This is a genomic window from Pseudomonas sp. S2_A10 (genome assembly GCF_054668465.1).
Genome location: NZ_CP162773.1, coordinates 4,674,210 through 4,689,750 on the forward strand (window position 1 = coordinate 4,674,210; position 15,541 = coordinate 4,689,750).

The following is a 15,541-nucleotide window of genomic DNA, read 5'->3' on the forward strand; positions in this document are numbered from 1 at the left end:
TTGTCGCCACTCCCCTGCGTTGCAAAATCCCTCCTTCAACACTTTCTGAGCCAGACCATGCGCCGATCGCTTGGGCTGTCGTCAAGGTGTGGCTTTTTATCATCTATCCCTGCGTTCATTTTTGAGACAAGTCTCATATCAGGCAGGTTGGCCCTTGGTTATTTTCTTGAAAGGAAGAATGGAGCTGCCAAAGGTGTCCGATGTTTCTTGAAAATAACCGCAGTCGATCCTTGCGGATCCTGATCGCCGATAGCGATGTGCGCAGAGGTCTGTCAATCGAACAGCAGTTCAACAAGCTGGGCTGTCTCAGCGTCTTGAACGTTTGCACTTATCGTGACCTGAAAATACTGACGTATTACTGCCCTCAACGGTTGAGCCTGGTCGTCGTCAATGCTGAGTTGCTCAGCGAAATGGCGATGGATCCGCTCGACTTTTTCGGGGAAAACCCGCTGATTCGTCATCTGCTGATTTTCAATCCCAACGATGATCACCAGTGGTCGAAGACCTTCTTCAACCCGCATCCGCAACGCTGGATGCGCCTGGTCTCGAAAATCAATCTGCCGCGCCTGGCAGATTTTCTGATGCTGGCCGACCCGGCGCTCAAGGAACTTGCGGAGCCGGCCTCGACCGACTCCACACTCTCTTCGTGCGCAAACCGCTAGCTGCTTCACCTTCCCGCGATGATCCACGTAGACGCTGAGGTGCTATTGCCCAGCGCCTGCTGTGCCGCCCACTCGTTTGCCCCATTGTCTTGAATACACTCTAAGGTAAGGCATCATGCTGCTTCGTAAACTCAATCTCGCGCCTCGTTCGGCGCTGTGTTTCGGCTTGTTCTGTCTCATGATTATCGCGATCGGATTGATCGCTCTGCAGCAAGTCGACTTGCTCAACAAGGCAGAAACGTACGTCGAGACGACGATCGTGCCGAGTATCAAGCTGCTCGGCCAACTCGATCGAGAGTTCGTCGAAATCAAGGGCAACAACGCTCGCTTGCGCAATCCCATCGAAACCCCTGAGCGCAAGGCGCAAGCCCTGATGGACATTCAGCAGTCGCGTCAGCTGATCAAAAAACATCAGCAAGCGCTCATTGATCTGCTGGCCACTGACGCTGGGCGCGAGGCGTTCGAGGAGTTTGCCAAAGCACAGAAGGTCAACGATCAGGCGCAGGACCAATACCTTCAAACCGTGGCGAACGGGCAGCTTGAAGCGGCCATTGCGTTGTCAAAGAATCAGATGCGTGCTGCCTCGGATGGCGTACAAGTCGCGCTCAAGAAGCTGATTGCACTCAACGAAATAGAAGCTTATGAGGCGGGCAAGCAGGCCGACAATGTCTATGAGCACACGCTGTTGATCGTCAGTGTGTTCATTCTCATCGCGATCGGTGCTTCGTTGGCCCTGGCCGTGTTGTATACCCGCAGCCTGACGGTACCCATTGCAGGCTCGCTAAGGGTGGCGGAATGCATCGCCGCCAATGATCTGAGCGAAACCATTGCGCTGGATGGCTCTGATGAGGCGGCGCAAATGCTGTCGTCATTGGCGGCGATGCAAACCAGTCTGCGAGATGCCTTGATCATGATCCGTGATTCGTCCACGCAGTTGGCCGAGACCTCGGAGGTCATGCACGGCGTCACTGAAGATATCTCGCGTATCACTCAACGTCAGAGCCATGAAATCGAAATGGCCGCCACCGCCGTCACTGAAATGAGTGCAGCGGTGGAGCAGGTTGCAGACAACGCCGCATCGACCTCGCAGTTGACGTCGGAATCAAGTGCCGCAGCCGTCGCCGGTCGAAGCCAGGTCAGCGACACGGTAGCCGCAATCAACCTGATGGTGTCCAGCGTGCACAGCACCTCGGCTGAGGTGCAGGCGCTATCGACCATGGCGAGCGATATCAGCAGCGTGCTGGACGTTATCCGAGAGGTTGCCGAACAAACCAATCTGCTTGCCTTGAACGCAGCGATCGAAGCAGCGCGGGCGGGGGAGGCGGGTCGCGGTTTTGCCGTGGTTGCCGATGAGGTGAGAGGGCTGGCGCAGCGTACTCAGAAGTCGACCGAGGACATCGAGTCCATGGTCAGCTCCATTCAGTCGGGCACCAGCCGCGCAGTTTCCTCCATGAGCCACACCCGCGCTCAGGCCGAGAGAACGCTCGAAATGGCCAATATCGCCGGCGAAGTGCTGACCGACATCACTGGCTCGCTGAATCTCATCAACGAGCGAAACCTGCTGATGGCAACCGCTGCCGAGGAGCAGGCTCAGGTTGCGCGGGAAGTCGACCGCAGCCTGATCAGCATTCGTGACCTGTCATGTGAAACCGCAGAGGGGTCGAAACAGACGGCGGTTGCATCGGCGGAGCTGTCGCAACTGGCGGCATCGCTGAATAAATTGACCAAGGAATTCAAGCTTTAAGACGTTAACGGGAAGCCCTGATTGCCAGGGCTTTTTTGATCCGCGATCAAGCGCAGCGCGCAACGAGTGCTGACTCAACTCTGTGTTGGCGATTCGGTGTGTGCCGTCAGTTGTTCAATGCAGGTGGCGAGTTGTTTTTCATAGCTTTCAAGCACGGCTTCGGCTTCAGCTTCGCGCTCATCACGCAGACGAAAGAAGTCGTCGCGACTGAGTTGGTCCGCTACGAGTCGGATATTTTGCTCGATGATCGCGCAGAGTGAGTCTTCATCCTCTAACGCCGCGCTGGTTTGTGCTGCGCGTTGAGTGTTTTCGAGTTCGGTCTTTGCCGCCTCGGCGGCCTTCGCCTGTTCCTTCGCGGTAAGCAGGTCGGTTTCCAGGGCCTGCTTTTGTTCCGCCAGACGCTTGAGTTCAGCGGTCATTGACTGGATGGTATCGGAGCGCTGCTTGAGCTGGATCTCCTGCTGTTGCACCACGGCCTTCAGTGGAAAGAGATTGTTGAGCTCATAACCGGCGACGACAGTCATGGCGATCAGCGCCAGTGCCAGAATCGTCAGGCAGTAGAGGGCGGCGTTGCTGTGGGGTTTTGCGCTATTGAGGGTATCGAGGGCTCTCACGGAATCTGTTCTCCTATCAAGAACAGTCAGGGTACTGGCCGAGTTCCACTGTGCATTTAAGACGAGTCTTAAATTGGCTTTAGTTATTTGCGCTGAGTAAGTGTGATGCTAAATAGCGTGTCTGTTTGTAGATTTTTCAGGTCTGACTGGCTGGTTATAAATCTATGAGAATTGTCTTGTTATTGAATAAATAAATTTTTGCTCAAGTGTTCTTTTTTTATTATCTTCTCGTTCCGGTCGTGGTGATTTTGCTGCCAATTAAATAGGTGTGGCTACGTCAGCCATTCAGTTGTTTACACGCTAGATAGAGTCAGAGAGAGTGTTATGAAGTTGTGCCGTGTATTAATTGTCGGGCTCTTGTATATGCTGTCGTCAAACGCAATGGCGGCGGTCTGCGAATTTTATCCGGACAATTCCATGGGCAATATGCGGGTTATCCTGCCGGCCACTCTCTCGGTACCACGTGACGCGCCGAATGGCACGGTTATCTATGAAAGTCCGATCGTGACGCTGGGTTCCATTCCCAGTTCGTTCAGGTGCTCCGCAGTGCACAATGAAGGTGTGCGCAATAATGTCGGCGTTACTCAGCCGGGCGTGGAGATTTTTCCTATTGGGAATACCGGAATCGGCTGGCAATGGGTCCGACCGCCATCGGGGAAAGCGTGGAAGGGCTTTCCAGGAACTACCGACACTGCTGGCGGTTGGGGTTGGAATGGTTCGGAGCACATCTTGCGTTTTGTAAAGACGGGCACTATTTCCGGCAGTGCGACGATACCTTCAGGCCAACTGGGGACGTTTGTCGCTGCTGAAATCGAGCCTTTGGCAATGAATACCAGCGGCACGCGGGTAGTCTCACAGTCTTGCGAAACACCCGATGTGAAAGTCGATATGGGCAGCTATAACTTGAGCGATTTCCCCGAGAACGGCGCATCTGCCAAGGAGCAATACTTTTCTCTCAATATGAAAAACTGTCCCACAGGAATTAACAACTTCCGATTTTCCTTCTCACCCACTGCGGGCAGCCCTGTGTGGGACGCTGGTACTGGCATGGTAAATCTGAACAGTAATTCCACTGCCAAAGGTCTGGCATTGCAGATGCGCTTCAGTGACAAGTCGACACTCAAACTGAATCAGAACTACATAATGAAAGCGCCCACATCGCAAGGCGGCAATGCATATATTTCCTTGCAAGCCCGCTTCGTGCGCATCGAGCCTTCCAATGCGCAAATGCGAGCGGGCGATGCCAATGCCGAAATTGCCTTTGTCGTCGAGTATCTATGAGCCCAACAGCCTCTTCACCTCAGCCACAATCACCGCAATATCAAACGGCTTGGGCACCACCACATCAAACAGATCCGAACGCTGCATGCCGATGTGCGCTTGCGCGCCACTCATGAGAATGATCGGCAAGTGTTTGACGGACGGCTGGGCACGCACGGCTTCGGCGAATTCGAGGCCGTCCATGACCGGCATCATGAAGTCAGTGATGACCAAGGCTGGACGTTCTCTTTCCAGCACTTCGAGAGCCTTCTTGCCATTGCTCGCGGTCACAGTCATGAAGCCCTCATCCTCAAGCGCAAAGCCAAGAATGTCAGCAATCAGATACTCGTCGTCGACTACCAGGATGGTGGTCATGTTATTTCAACCCGCTTGCAGACTTACGAAATTGAACCAGGCAATGACTCAGCTGTGACTGAAGGTTCATTTTTCAAAGCCTTTTCCAGGAACACATCTTGATCACGGATAACCACCTCGAACCGCGACGGGTTGTAGGAGCTATCACGTATCTTGAGAATGGAAAGCGTCCTGTGAAGTTCAGCGTGATTCTCAAAGAAACGCATGAGCATCAGGTTGTCGACAATACTGGACAGGTCGGAGTTCGGTGCGCTGACCTCGGAGCCGAACAAATCGCGCATTTCCCATGAGGCGAACACCGTAACGCCTCTGGATCGCAGCTCATTCATCAGCGCGCTGAAAAAGTCGGTGATGCGTTCCGGTGTGGTTGAAACCCGAGTCATGCCGCTGAGGCTATCGATGAACAGGCGCTTGATGCCTTTTTCATCGACCAGGCTCAGCAGGCGTGCGCCGAGGCCGTCCAGCAAGCCTTCGGTAGTTGGCTGCCAGGCAATGCTCAGCGCACCGCTGTGTTCCATGTGTTCGATATCAATGCCCAGCGAACGGCCTTTCAGCCGCAGCCGCTGCGGGCTTTCATAGAAGCCGAAGTGCAGGCCCGGCGATTCGGCCGTCGACTGTGCGATGAACTTCAGACCCAGCGTGGTCTTGCCGATCCCGGAAGGCCCCATGACCAGCGTCACGCTGGAGCTGTGCAAGCCACCCCCGAGGATGTCATCCAGTGAAGCAATGCCGCTTGGAATGCGCGTCATGTCCGCGCTGTCAGGGGCGGAAGGGCGCTTGTAGAGGCTTTCGAGGCGCGGGTAGACGACCAGGCCGTTATCGGTGATCTCGCACTCGTGAAGACCGGTCAACGCGCCGCTGCCGCGAGTCTTGCGCAAATGAATGCGCCTTACCGAACGGGTACCGAAAAGTTCTTCGCCCATTTCGATGACGCCGTCGACCATCGTGTGCTCGGGGCTGCCGTCATCCAGGCGCGAGCTGGTCAGGAACAGCACGGTGCAACCGGCAAATGCGGCATGGCCTTGCAGTTCAGAGATGAATTTTTTCGTATCGATCGGCGAGTCGGCCTTGGAGCGTGCGTTGAGCAGGCCGTCGACGACCATGACGGTCGCCTTCTGCCGAGTGATTTCGCGTCGCAGCAGCTTCACGACTTCATCGAGGCCTTCGTTTTCCAGCGTATCGAATGCGCTGACAAACTGAATTTCGGCGCCGACTCGCGAGGCGTCGAAGAAACTCATCGTCGATAGAAACTGGAACAGCCGGTCGTGGGACTCGGCCAGCAACGTGGCGACCAGAACACGGCCGCCGTTGCGGGCATGGTGAAATCCGAGCTGATTGGCAAGGATGGTCTTGCCGGAGCCCGGACGCCCTTGAATGATGTACGAGGCGCCCGCGACAAAGCCCCCCTGAAGCAGCGCGTCGAGCCCTTCGATCCCGCTTTGAAGGCGTTTTAGCTTTTCCACAATGCAACCCTGATCTGAATAAACAGGCTTGTTCAGCCGAATGAGTGAAATGCTAACGCCATTTCCGGTTGAGGGCCATAAAGGCTGGGGAAAAGTAGCGTTTTTGCAATGTGAACCTGGCACGTGACTGCTCGGGATCAGGGGGTAGTGACAAGTCCGGCACAGGAAGATTCGATTTTTCGAAACCCGGAAGCCGATTACATCCATAGGCGCTGCTGCGGACCATGAGGGTAACGCTTGCCACTTTGCTTTCATGAAATCGTCACAAAACTGCTGCAGAGTTCGGGAGCCCGTAATCACTAGGTGTCATTTAATGAAAAGTTTGATGAAGTCTGCTGCGCTCGCCATTGCGGTATCTCTTTGTGCCACCTCGGCCTCATTTGCAGCAGAAAATGTTCGCCTGACGGGGTCCGGAGCAAGTTTCCCGGCGCCGATCTACCTGACCTGGTTCAAGGATTTCAGCAAGAAATCCGATGGCGTCACTGTCGATTACCAATCCAAGGGCAGTGGCGCGGGCGTACAGGACTTCTTGAACAAAACCGTGGATTTCGCTGCCAGTGACTCGGCAATGAAAGACGAAGATATCGCCAAGGTCGCCGAAGGCGTGCAGTTGCTGCCAATGACCGCCGGGGAAATCGTGCTGGCCTATAACCTGCCGGGCAATCCCAAGGGCCTGAAGCTGCCACGCGACGTCTATTCCAACATTTTCCTGGGCAAGATCACGCGCTGGAACGATCCGCAGATCGTCGCAGCCAACCCGGACCTGAAACTCTCCGATACGCCGATCACCGTTGTAGTGCGTGCAGATTCCAGCGGTACGACCGCGGTATTCACCAAGCACCTGGCAACAGTCAACGCCGAGTTCAAGCAGGCGTTGGGTGAGGGCAACACCGTCAACTGGCCGGCCAGTGACAAGTTCATCAAATCGCCGAAAAACGATGGCGTAACCGCTACCGTACGCCAGACCCCTGGTGCGATTGGTTACATCGAATATGGCTTCGCCAAGCTGGCCAAGGTCGACTTTGCCCAGTTGCAGAACAAGGCTGGCAATTACGTCGTGCCAAACGCCGAAAGCGGTGCCGAGGCCCTGGCGGCGGTGAAAATGCCGGAAAACCTGGTGGCCTGGCTGCCTGATCCGGACGGTGCCAAGTCCTATCCGATCACCTCTTATACCTGGATGATTTTCCGCAAGGACAATGGCAACCCGGCCAAGGCCAAGGCCATGCGTGAAATGGTCGAATACAGTCTGACCGAGGGGCAGAAGATTGCCGATTCGATGGGTTACATCCCGTTGCCGCAATCGGTCGTCGAACAGGTTCGCAAAGCGTCCGCCAACATTCAGTAACGCCGTGAGGTCTCTCTCGGCGTGTGCGTCTGCGCCACGCCGGGAAAGTTTTCCCCCTGTTCCGGACTTAGCCCATGAACAAACCTTTTGTCGTACCGGTTAATCCCGACTCTGCCTGCCAGCCACCTTCGACGAAGGATTTCCTGGTTGATCGCACCTTCCGCGCGCTCGCGCGCATCGGTGTGGTACTGATTCTGGCGCTGGTATTTGCACTGGTGTTCGAAGTCGGACGCAAGGCACTTCCCGGTATGGAGAAGCACGGCTTCGATGTGCTTCTGGGCAGTGTGTGGGACGTCAACCAGGGCAAATACGGCATCCTGCCGGCCATCTGGGGCACGCTTTACAGCGCCTTCATCGCGTTGCTGATCGCCGGTGTCTTTGGCGTGAGCATGGCGATTTTCCTGACCCAGGATTTCCTGCCGACCAAGCTCGCTGCGCTGTTTCGCACCATCGTCGAACTGCTCGCGGCCATCCCCAGTGTGGTCTATGGCCTGTGGGGGATCTATGTGGTGATCCCGGCGATTCGGCCGCTGACGACCTGGCTGAACAGCGAACTGGGCTGGATACCCTTTTTCGGCACGTCCCTGAGCGGTCCGGGCCTGCTGCCCGCAGCTCTGGTGCTCGCCATCATGATTCTGCCGACCATTGCCGCCGTTTCGCAGGACGCGCTGACGGCTGTGCCGATGAAAACCAAACAGGCCGCGTACGGCATGGGCACAACCCATTGGGAAGCGATTCTCAAAGTGATGGTGCCTTCGGCTGCCACCGGCATTTTCGGCTCTCTGGTGCTGGGTCTGGGGCGCGCGCTGGGTGAAACGATGGCGCTGGCCATGCTGGTCGGCAATGCCAACAACATTTCCCTCTCGTTGTTTGCACCGGCCAACACGCTTGCCGCTCTGCTGGCGCTGAACTTCCCCGAAGCCGGACCAAACGAGATCGAGGTGTTGATGTATGCCGCGCTCGTGCTGATGTTGATTACGCTGATCGTGAACATTTTCGGCTCGATGATCATGATGTACGCCCAACGGGGTAACAAGTGATGACTGATCTGACCGCAGCAACAGACCTGACGGCGCCAACCGGTGCGATGCCGAGTTTGCAACGCAGGTTCGAAGGCCGCGCGCTGCGCAGCCTGATCCTGACCACCCTGGTCTGGGCAGGTGCTTTGCTGGCCAGCGTGCCGCTGATTTCCGTGCTCTACATGCTGATCACTCGTGGTGGCGCGCGTCTGAACCTGGAAGTCTTCACTGAACTGCCGCCGACCGGCTTCGAGATGGGTGGCGGTTTCGGCAATGCGATGGCGGGTACTTTCGTGATGGTCGGTATCGCGGCAGCGATCGCGGTGCCGGTCGGGATCATGGCGGCCATTTTTCTGGCTGAACTGGGGCCGGATAGCAAGCTGGGGAACGCCGCGCGTTTTGCCGCCAAGATGCTTACGGGCCTGCCATCAATCCTGGCAGGTGTATTTGCCTACGCTTTGGTTGTAATGACGACTGGCACATATTCGGCACCGGCAGGTGGCGTGGCGCTCGCCGTCCTGATGCTGCCTATCGTGGTGCTGACCGCAGAAGAATCGATGCGGATGGTGCCCAAGATCATGAAAGATGCTGCTTATGGCATGGGCTGCACTCGCTCGCAGGTCATCTGGAAAATCATCTTGCCGACCGGCATGCCGGCGATCCTGACTGGCGTGATGCTCGCCGTGGCGCGTGCCGCAGGCGAGACGGCACCGCTGTTATTTACCGCGCTCTTCAGCAACTACTGGATCTACCACCAGGGCAATCTCGATGTCATGAATCCGACTGCCTCGCTGGCGGTGCTGATCTACAACTTCTCCGGCATGCCTTTCGATAACCAGCTCGAGCTCGCATGGGCGGCCTCGTTGGTGCTGGTGATGATCGTGCTGTTCGTGAACATCATCAGCCGGATTTTCGGCAAGCCCAAGTATTAAGAACGGGAGCATCTGATTTTGAACGTATCCACTGCGCAAATAGCCGCTCCGTTTGTCACCCAGGCGCCTGTAGTCATGGACTGCAAACTGGACAAGATTTTCTACGGCAACTTCATGGCAGTACGTGACAGCCACGTGCCCATCGAGAAAAACAAGATCACCGGATTCATCGGTCCCTCGGGCTGCGGCAAAAGCACCGTGCTGCGCAGTCTCAACCGGATGAACGATCTGGTGAAGGGCTTTCGTTTCGAGGGCCATGTGCATTTCCTCGGGCAGGACGTCTACGGCAAGGGTGTCGACCCGGTGGTCGTGCGCCGCTACATCGGCATGGTGTTTCAACAGCCTAACCCGTTCTCGATGAGCATCTTCGACAACGTCGCGTTTGGTCTTCGCCTCAATCGCTACAAGGGCGATATCGGCGACCGTGTCAAGCATGCGCTGCAAGGCGCCGCGCTGTGGGACGAAGTCAAGGACAAGCTCAAGGTCAGCGGCCTGTCGCTCTCCGGTGGCCAGCAGCAACGCCTGTGTATCGCCCGGGCAATCGCCACCGAGCCGGAAGTCCTGCTGCTGGATGAGCCTTGTTCGGCACTGGACCCGATCGCCACCCGACGCGTCGAAGAATTGATGGTCGAGTTGAAGAAGGACTACACCATCGCACTGGTCACTCACAACATGCAGCAAGCCATCCGTGTTGCTGACACCACAGCGTTTTTCTCGGTGGATATTTCCCAGGGCACGCGCACCGGTTATCTGGTCGAGATGGGCCCGACGGCGCAGATCTTCGACAACCCGCGTGAACAGATGACCGGCGATTACATCAGCGGCAAGTTCAGCTAAGTCACAGCACCGGTCACGGCCGCCTACCTGCACAAGCCAAATGGATTTGGCGGGCACCGGCGGACATTTACCAAGCGTTTCCAAGGAGCTCCAATGCCTGCCACGCATCGCCTTGATTTGCCTGCGATTGAACGCGCACTGCGTAACGTGCAGAGCCGTTTCGCCGAGCTCAGCCGGCACTTCACCGAGCCCCGAGACCCGTTCACTGACGAAGTCCTGAACAATGTGCTTGAAGGTTATGCGTTGGTTGACGAATATGTTGCCCGCGGCATCGACCTGTTCGATCTGCAGCAACTGAACCTGATGCTGGAGATCAATGCCACAGTGCTTTGTGGCCGGGATCCGGCGCGCCGGCTGGAATACGCCCAGCATCTGGCAGCCACTGAGGCGCACTTCTTCAACAATGTTGAGGGAGGCATCAAGGACTTGTACAACTGGTATTGCGCTTATCGCAGTGAGTCAGTCTGGAAGCGTGCAGCGGGAGTCTATGTGCGCATTCTGAGCAAGCCGCAGCTGTTTATCGAAGGCAATAACCGTAGTGGCTCGCTGATTGTCAGCTACCTGCTAATGCGCGCGGGGCTGCCTCCATTCGTGTTGACGCTGGAAAACGCCGAGGGCTACTTCAACCCGTCCTCGGTCATCCGCAACTCCGCCAAGCATGGCGTCAAGGCGTTGTACGAATTGCCCAAGATCAAGAAAAAATATGCAGCATTCTTAGAAGAACAGGCGCCCGATCCAATGAAGTTCTTTGTCAAAGGCAAGCCTTTGCCTCTCTCTCAAGGTGGCCATTGATGAACCGGGCACCAGCATTTGCCAGATTGAAAACCTTCGGCAGCTGGGCAGGGCAGGCTGTCCGCTGCGTTTTGCCGCAGTTGTTCGAACGTCAGCGCACACGAATTTCATTCGATATCGATGACACGCTCGCTTGCCAGCTCCACCACTGCGCAGTGGAGAACAGTCGACTACCGGCCTGTATTCATCGCTGGCTGGGCGAGCCGTTGCGGATGGGCACACGATCGCTGATCCGAGAGCTGCGTCGCCAGGATTGCAGTGTCTGGGTCTACACCTCATCCGGGCGCACGCCGTCCTATATCAGGCGCTGGTTGGCGCTGTACGGTATCCGCGTCGATGGCGTGGTCAACAGCGTGCTGCACAACCGTGCGCTGACGGCGCACGGGATGTCGAATGCGCCTTCCAAGTATCCGCCAGCGTTCGATATCGACTTGCATGTCGATGATTCGGAGGGCGTGCAGATTGAAGGCAAGGATCATGGCTTCCGGGTGGTCGTGGTGCATCCCGAGGATGATCGCTGGGCGCAGAAAGTGCTGGATTCGGTGGCCAAGGTCCAGGCGCAGCTCGCCTGGCAGCAAATGCTCAGACCTCAGGCGCCGGTGCAACAGCGTGCGGAGGCTGTCTTTGAGTCGCTTGGCTGAGCGGGTACGCATTGGCTATTCGGGCAGCAGCGCCTCAGGTGTACGAGGCACTGCTGTGAAATGACTCAACAGATGCGCAAACGATGCTGCGCAAACATATCTCGCAGAAACGACAAAGCCCTGAATAATCAGGGCTTTGTCGGTACAAATATGGCGGAGGCGATGGGATTCGAACTCATGGACCTGTTACAGTCGACGGTTTTCAAGTCCGAAGATTAATCCTTATATATCAATGCTTTAAATTGTATTCGTTTCCGCTAGGCACTATTCATTGATGCGCTGGAGGCCTCTGATATCAAGGGGTGGACACTTATTTGCGGAAACGAAGTTGGCCGGTTTTTTGGCGTTCTGGGTAGGCTCATGATCGCCCTAGACTTCAAGCTGCTATTGAGAGACTGCGCTTGAGGGAAAGCGACTTTCATCTGAAGTGAGATTTGCAGCCACCTGGTCAGCCTTAACAGGCAGGACACGGTCAAAAGCGGCCGTTGAGTCCTCGCAGAATATGAACCCAAAACAGCCAGATCTGCTCCAAGCGGAACAGAGGTCATGGCAATTCTTGAGCTTGCTCGCGCAGAGCGACGCTGGCGAGACATTGTTCGATGAACTGAAGCTCTTGGTCGAGTTCTACCGCGCGCTTTTCCAGAGCTTTCAACGCCGACTGGTGCTCCTTCTGAACTTCTTCTGGCGCCTTGGCGAGTCTTGCAAGCTTGCGCTGCCTCCACGCGATATCACCGTTCAGGTCGGCAAGACATTTGACGCCTGATTCTCTCTTCTTAGCTGCAAATAGCTGGCACTCCAAATAGCGGATGGCGTCGTAGATTTTAACGACCTCACTGCTAGTCTTTGAGTGCACGAAGTTCAGGCTGCCCTCGTCGAAGGCATGGTGCTCCTGGTTCTGCCCACCCCAGTTGACCAGGTCATTCTTGATGAAATTGAAGTATGACAGGTCATAGTCAATGAACGGTTCCACCAGCGAAAAGGTGTGTTCCAGGCTGACCTGCAGGTACATGCTCTTCTTGAGCTGTGATTTATTAAAGTGCGCGGTTACTTTGACTTCATTTTCTATGCAGAACTCAAGCACCATGGATTCGAACCAGATACGACAGTAGAGCAGCGCTTGACGAACATCGAACACGGAAAGCGCGGCAAGAATTTTTTCCTGGAAGCTGCCCACGTGATCAATGACTAGAATGCCTTTGTTCGTATAGCTGAGAACATTACTGGTGTACTGAACCTGTTGCGCGTGACGCTGGGCAATAATACAGAAACGCTCCCAGAAAAGACGGTCATGGGTGGTGACGACCATTTGGATCCGACGCAAGTAAGCATCGCTGAAGAACAGGTCGATGATGTTCGATCGGTGATCGGTGTCGATCGCATTGACGACGTCATCGAATACGATGAGCGGGAAGTTGTTCTTCTCAGCCATCGCCAAGAGGATGGACAAACCCAACGCTCGCAGATGCCCTTCGCTAAGCACTGCAAACGCATCAAGGAATGATCCGTCCACGCTGGTGATCTTTATCCGATAGCTATCCCCCTGGCGGTCGAAGGTCAACGACGCGATCTGCTCATGGTCATCGTCGTGGTTGTTGATCGCGCGGTAGTACTCCGCTGCCTTGGCTTCGATCCCGGTGATTCGCGCTTTCTCTAGCTCAAGCTTGTAATCCAGCAAGTCGCGGTACAGCGTTCGGTACTCAGCTTCCAGATCCTTGAGCAACTGGTTGAAGTGGCTATTGTCGACTGCATCGTTGAGCAATGCCGCTTTTTGCTTTATCAGGTCTGCCATCTGGTCGTTGGCGACCTTGAACTCGCTTATCGCCAGTTTTTTTCTGTCGAACTGATGCTTCAGCAAATCGTCAATTTCTTTCAACTGCGTCACCCGTTCTTCGAGGCGAGCTGCCTGGGCGTCTGCCTGGCCAACCTCCCCAAGCTTGCGCTCACAGGTGCGCAAGTAGTCCTCGAGCTGATCTGCACTCCGCGCACAGAGCTTCAGAAACGAGTCGAGAACGGACGGCGCCACTTCCGAGCGATCGGTAGCGGCATGGAACTTTGCAAGCTCCACCTCCAATTCGTCCATGTTCAGTGGACAGGGAACATCGGCGTGTTCATTGCCTTTCACCTCGCCGATTCCGGTCGCTACTCGTGAAGCCCAGAGCGCGATTCGGGCGTCATTTCTCTGCTTGGATTGCTTAAGGGACTCTAGTGCACCCAATGCCTTGATCTGCTCCCGCGCCCTCTTAAACGGGTTCATCACCACCTGGTTGAGGGGCGTCAGGCATGCGGGACAAGCTTCCCCGACCTGTAACTGTTCGATGGCCACCAATGCCTCATATACGGCGCGATAATTGACCTCGCTGGCTCTCTGCAGAAACACCTTCTCGATATCGGCTCTGCGTTGGAGCAAGCGCTGAGCGATGGCACAGATATGCCTGACTTGCTTTAGCGATATAGCGAACGGAGCCTTGGCAGCTCGCAGGCGCTCAGCGCCACGAATATGCATTTCAACCGTGTCGCGCAACCGCAAGACCTTTCGGCGCACATCGAAGTCTTGGTCGGCTCTTAGCCCCAGCAGCCTACAACTCTCGGAAATCGATGCATGAAGGTCTGCTCTGTGATTACGCCGCAGCTGGCCCAGGCTTACCCTGGCACGTTCCAGGATGTCCAGTGCGTCGGCTTGATCAGCACGCATGAAGGCTTTGAGCGAGAAACTTTCAGGCCGGACGAACCGAGAAATGACCTCCTGGAGTTCCTCCAAACCAAACAAGGTGGCCAAGACATCACTCTCGGCACTGCCAGTATCCTTGGAGCCCAGCAACGAAAACTCTTGAAGACGGTTCCGATCAATGAAACAGCCCGACCAACTGATGCTTCGCTTGACTGGCAACTTGTCTGTTCCCATCAGCATGAGCCTGGGCTTCACCTCTCCCCGGGCGATGTACTGATTGACCTTAGTCTTGCGCCTGGCGGCTTCTTTGATATCGCCAGTGGTGCCGATTTCCAACGCCTCGCACAACGATGATTTGCCTCCGCCATTGGGTGCGTAGAAGATGTTCTTCAGCTTACCGAAGCGAATAAAGGTGCCTGTGTCGTCAGGGCCAAATTCTCCGAAGCCTCGGAAGTTTTTTACGCGAAGGTAGTCCAACGTACCGAGTCCGGAGGGCGGTATGCGATCCAATTCGGGCTTACTGTCGAGCACCTTTTTGAAGCGTGCGGCGATCCGCTGATAGTTGCGCCCCAGCAACTGGTCAGCTGCCGCTGTAATGTGCGTTTTGATGTGGTCAGAATAGCGGCCCTTGCCTTGGTTCGCTTGGTACATGCACCAGAGCAGCACGAGGTAAGCGTCACTGCGTCCTTCAAGATTCTGCCTTGCAAAACTCAAAAGGTATTGGCTCATCGCGCCTCCTTCCTGATGCGCGTGAGCGTAGTCGGACTGAAGTCAGAAAGCCATTATCACCAAGCCAAGTGTCAGGGCCCTTTGCTATTTGTTGAGCTCTGCAGATCTGAATTTGATGAATCCATTCAAGCCACGGACACGAACTGTGGACGCGACCTACTGGGGGAATGGGGCGGAATCTGTGATGAACTATGCCGGGAGCCCTAAAGACTTGGCGTCTGAGTTCACACAGGCGATTGTCCTCTACGGGGCGACTGGCGCCCTTCGCAGCGGACAGCAATCGGCCAAAAGCGGTCATTACAGACGTGTCTAGTAAATTGTGTGCGATTTAGAGTGTTAACGCAATCAGCATCACGAACCTTTGCCCCGGCAGATAAGTCTCGCTGAGATTGACACCGTACCGAAAAACCGAGCGCTAGAATTTTTGCAACGCCCATTTGAGATTTAAATGACGTACTAT

General features: G+C 55.6%; 13 protein-coding genes. 9 read left to right on the forward strand and 4 right to left on the reverse strand.

All coding sequences use genetic code 11. From position 1 onward, the window contains the following. The first annotated feature begins 200 nt into the window (after positions 1 to 200). Together AB4N41_RS21035 and AB4N41_RS21040 are read left to right on the forward strand one after the other, a co-directional pair. The gene (locus AB4N41_RS21035) at positions 201 to 662 is read left to right on the forward strand and encodes a hypothetical protein (protein ID WP_056785680.1); all 462 of its coding nucleotides are present in this window, start codon (positions 201 to 203) and stop codon (positions 660 to 662) included. Positions 663 to 777: 115 nt separating this feature from the next. Then, positions 778 to 2,406 carry a methyl-accepting chemotaxis protein gene (locus AB4N41_RS21040; RefSeq protein WP_056785681.1) on the forward strand — a complete coding sequence of 543 codons (1,629 nt, stop codon included), beginning with the start codon at positions 778 to 780 and terminating at the stop codon, positions 2,404 to 2,406. 74 nt (positions 2,407 to 2,480) lie between these two features. Here the strand turns inward: AB4N41_RS21040 and AB4N41_RS21045 are convergent, their stop codons facing one another. Continuing rightward, positions 2,481 to 3,020: a hypothetical protein gene (locus AB4N41_RS21045; protein ID WP_095179878.1), complete on the reverse strand. Its 540-nt coding sequence runs from the start codon at positions 3,018 to 3,020 to the stop codon at positions 2,481 to 2,483. Positions 3,021 to 3,344: 324 nt separating this feature from the next. On the opposite strand from AB4N41_RS21045, the gene AB4N41_RS21050 reads away from it, so the two are divergent. Beyond that, positions 3,345 to 4,301, forward strand: a complete 957-nt coding sequence (locus AB4N41_RS21050) for a fimbrial protein (RefSeq protein ID WP_150635413.1) — start codon at positions 3,345 to 3,347, stop codon at positions 4,299 to 4,301. On the opposite strand, the gene AB4N41_RS21055 is transcribed toward AB4N41_RS21050, so the two are convergent. Next, the gene (locus AB4N41_RS21055) at positions 4,296 to 4,655 is read right to left on the reverse strand and encodes a response regulator (protein WP_016774585.1); all 360 of its coding nucleotides are present in this window, start codon (positions 4,653 to 4,655) and stop codon (positions 4,296 to 4,298) included. The two genes, AB4N41_RS21050 and AB4N41_RS21055, sit on opposite strands and share 6 nt — an antisense overlap. Before the next feature lie 23 nt (positions 4,656 to 4,678). Next, positions 4,679 to 6,118 (reverse strand): ATPase domain-containing protein, encoded by a 1,440-nt coding sequence (locus tag AB4N41_RS21060; protein ID WP_130899380.1) that lies wholly within the window; start codon positions 6,116 to 6,118, stop codon positions 4,679 to 4,681. 313 nt (positions 6,119 to 6,431) lie between these two features. On the opposite strand from AB4N41_RS21060, the gene pstS reads away from it, so the two are divergent. The 6 genes from pstS (at position 6,432) to AB4N41_RS21090 (ending at position 11,684) form a co-directional block, all read left to right on the forward strand. Continuing rightward, positions 6,432 to 7,463: a phosphate ABC transporter substrate-binding protein PstS gene (gene pstS / locus AB4N41_RS21065; protein WP_051600442.1), complete on the forward strand. Its 1,032-nt coding sequence runs from the start codon at positions 6,432 to 6,434 to the stop codon at positions 7,461 to 7,463. Between the two features lie 74 nt (positions 7,464 to 7,537). Beyond that, on the forward strand, positions 7,538 to 8,503 hold the full coding sequence (pstC, locus tag AB4N41_RS21070; RefSeq protein ID WP_024012838.1) for a phosphate ABC transporter permease subunit PstC: 966 nt from the start codon (positions 7,538 to 7,540) through the stop codon (positions 8,501 to 8,503). Beyond that, entirely contained in the window at positions 8,503 to 9,414 is a 912-nt protein-coding gene (gene pstA / locus AB4N41_RS21075; protein ID WP_016774590.1) for a phosphate ABC transporter permease PstA, read from the forward strand. The genes pstC and pstA overlap by 1 nt, the downstream gene beginning before the upstream one ends. Before the next feature lie 75 nt (positions 9,415 to 9,489). Continuing rightward, on the forward strand, positions 9,490 to 10,251 hold the full coding sequence (gene pstB / locus AB4N41_RS21080) for a phosphate ABC transporter ATP-binding protein PstB (RefSeq protein WP_016774591.1): 762 nt from the start codon (positions 9,490 to 9,492) through the stop codon (positions 10,249 to 10,251). 93 nt (positions 10,252 to 10,344) lie between these two features. After that, complete coding sequence (locus AB4N41_RS21085) at positions 10,345 to 11,043, forward strand: hypothetical protein (RefSeq protein WP_252878108.1); 699 nt, start codon at positions 10,345 to 10,347, stop codon at positions 11,041 to 11,043. Continuing rightward, the gene (locus tag AB4N41_RS21090; protein ID WP_252878109.1) at positions 11,043 to 11,684 is read left to right on the forward strand and encodes a hypothetical protein; all 642 of its coding nucleotides are present in this window, start codon (positions 11,043 to 11,045) and stop codon (positions 11,682 to 11,684) included. The genes AB4N41_RS21085 and AB4N41_RS21090 overlap by 1 nt, the downstream gene beginning before the upstream one ends. Positions 11,685 to 12,228: 544 nt before the next feature. On the opposite strand, the gene AB4N41_RS21095 is transcribed toward AB4N41_RS21090, so the two are convergent. Continuing rightward, positions 12,229 to 15,081, reverse strand: a complete 2,853-nt coding sequence (locus tag AB4N41_RS21095) for an AAA family ATPase (RefSeq protein ID WP_460137967.1) — start codon at positions 15,079 to 15,081, stop codon at positions 12,229 to 12,231. Positions 15,082 to 15,541 lie beyond the last annotated feature (460 nt).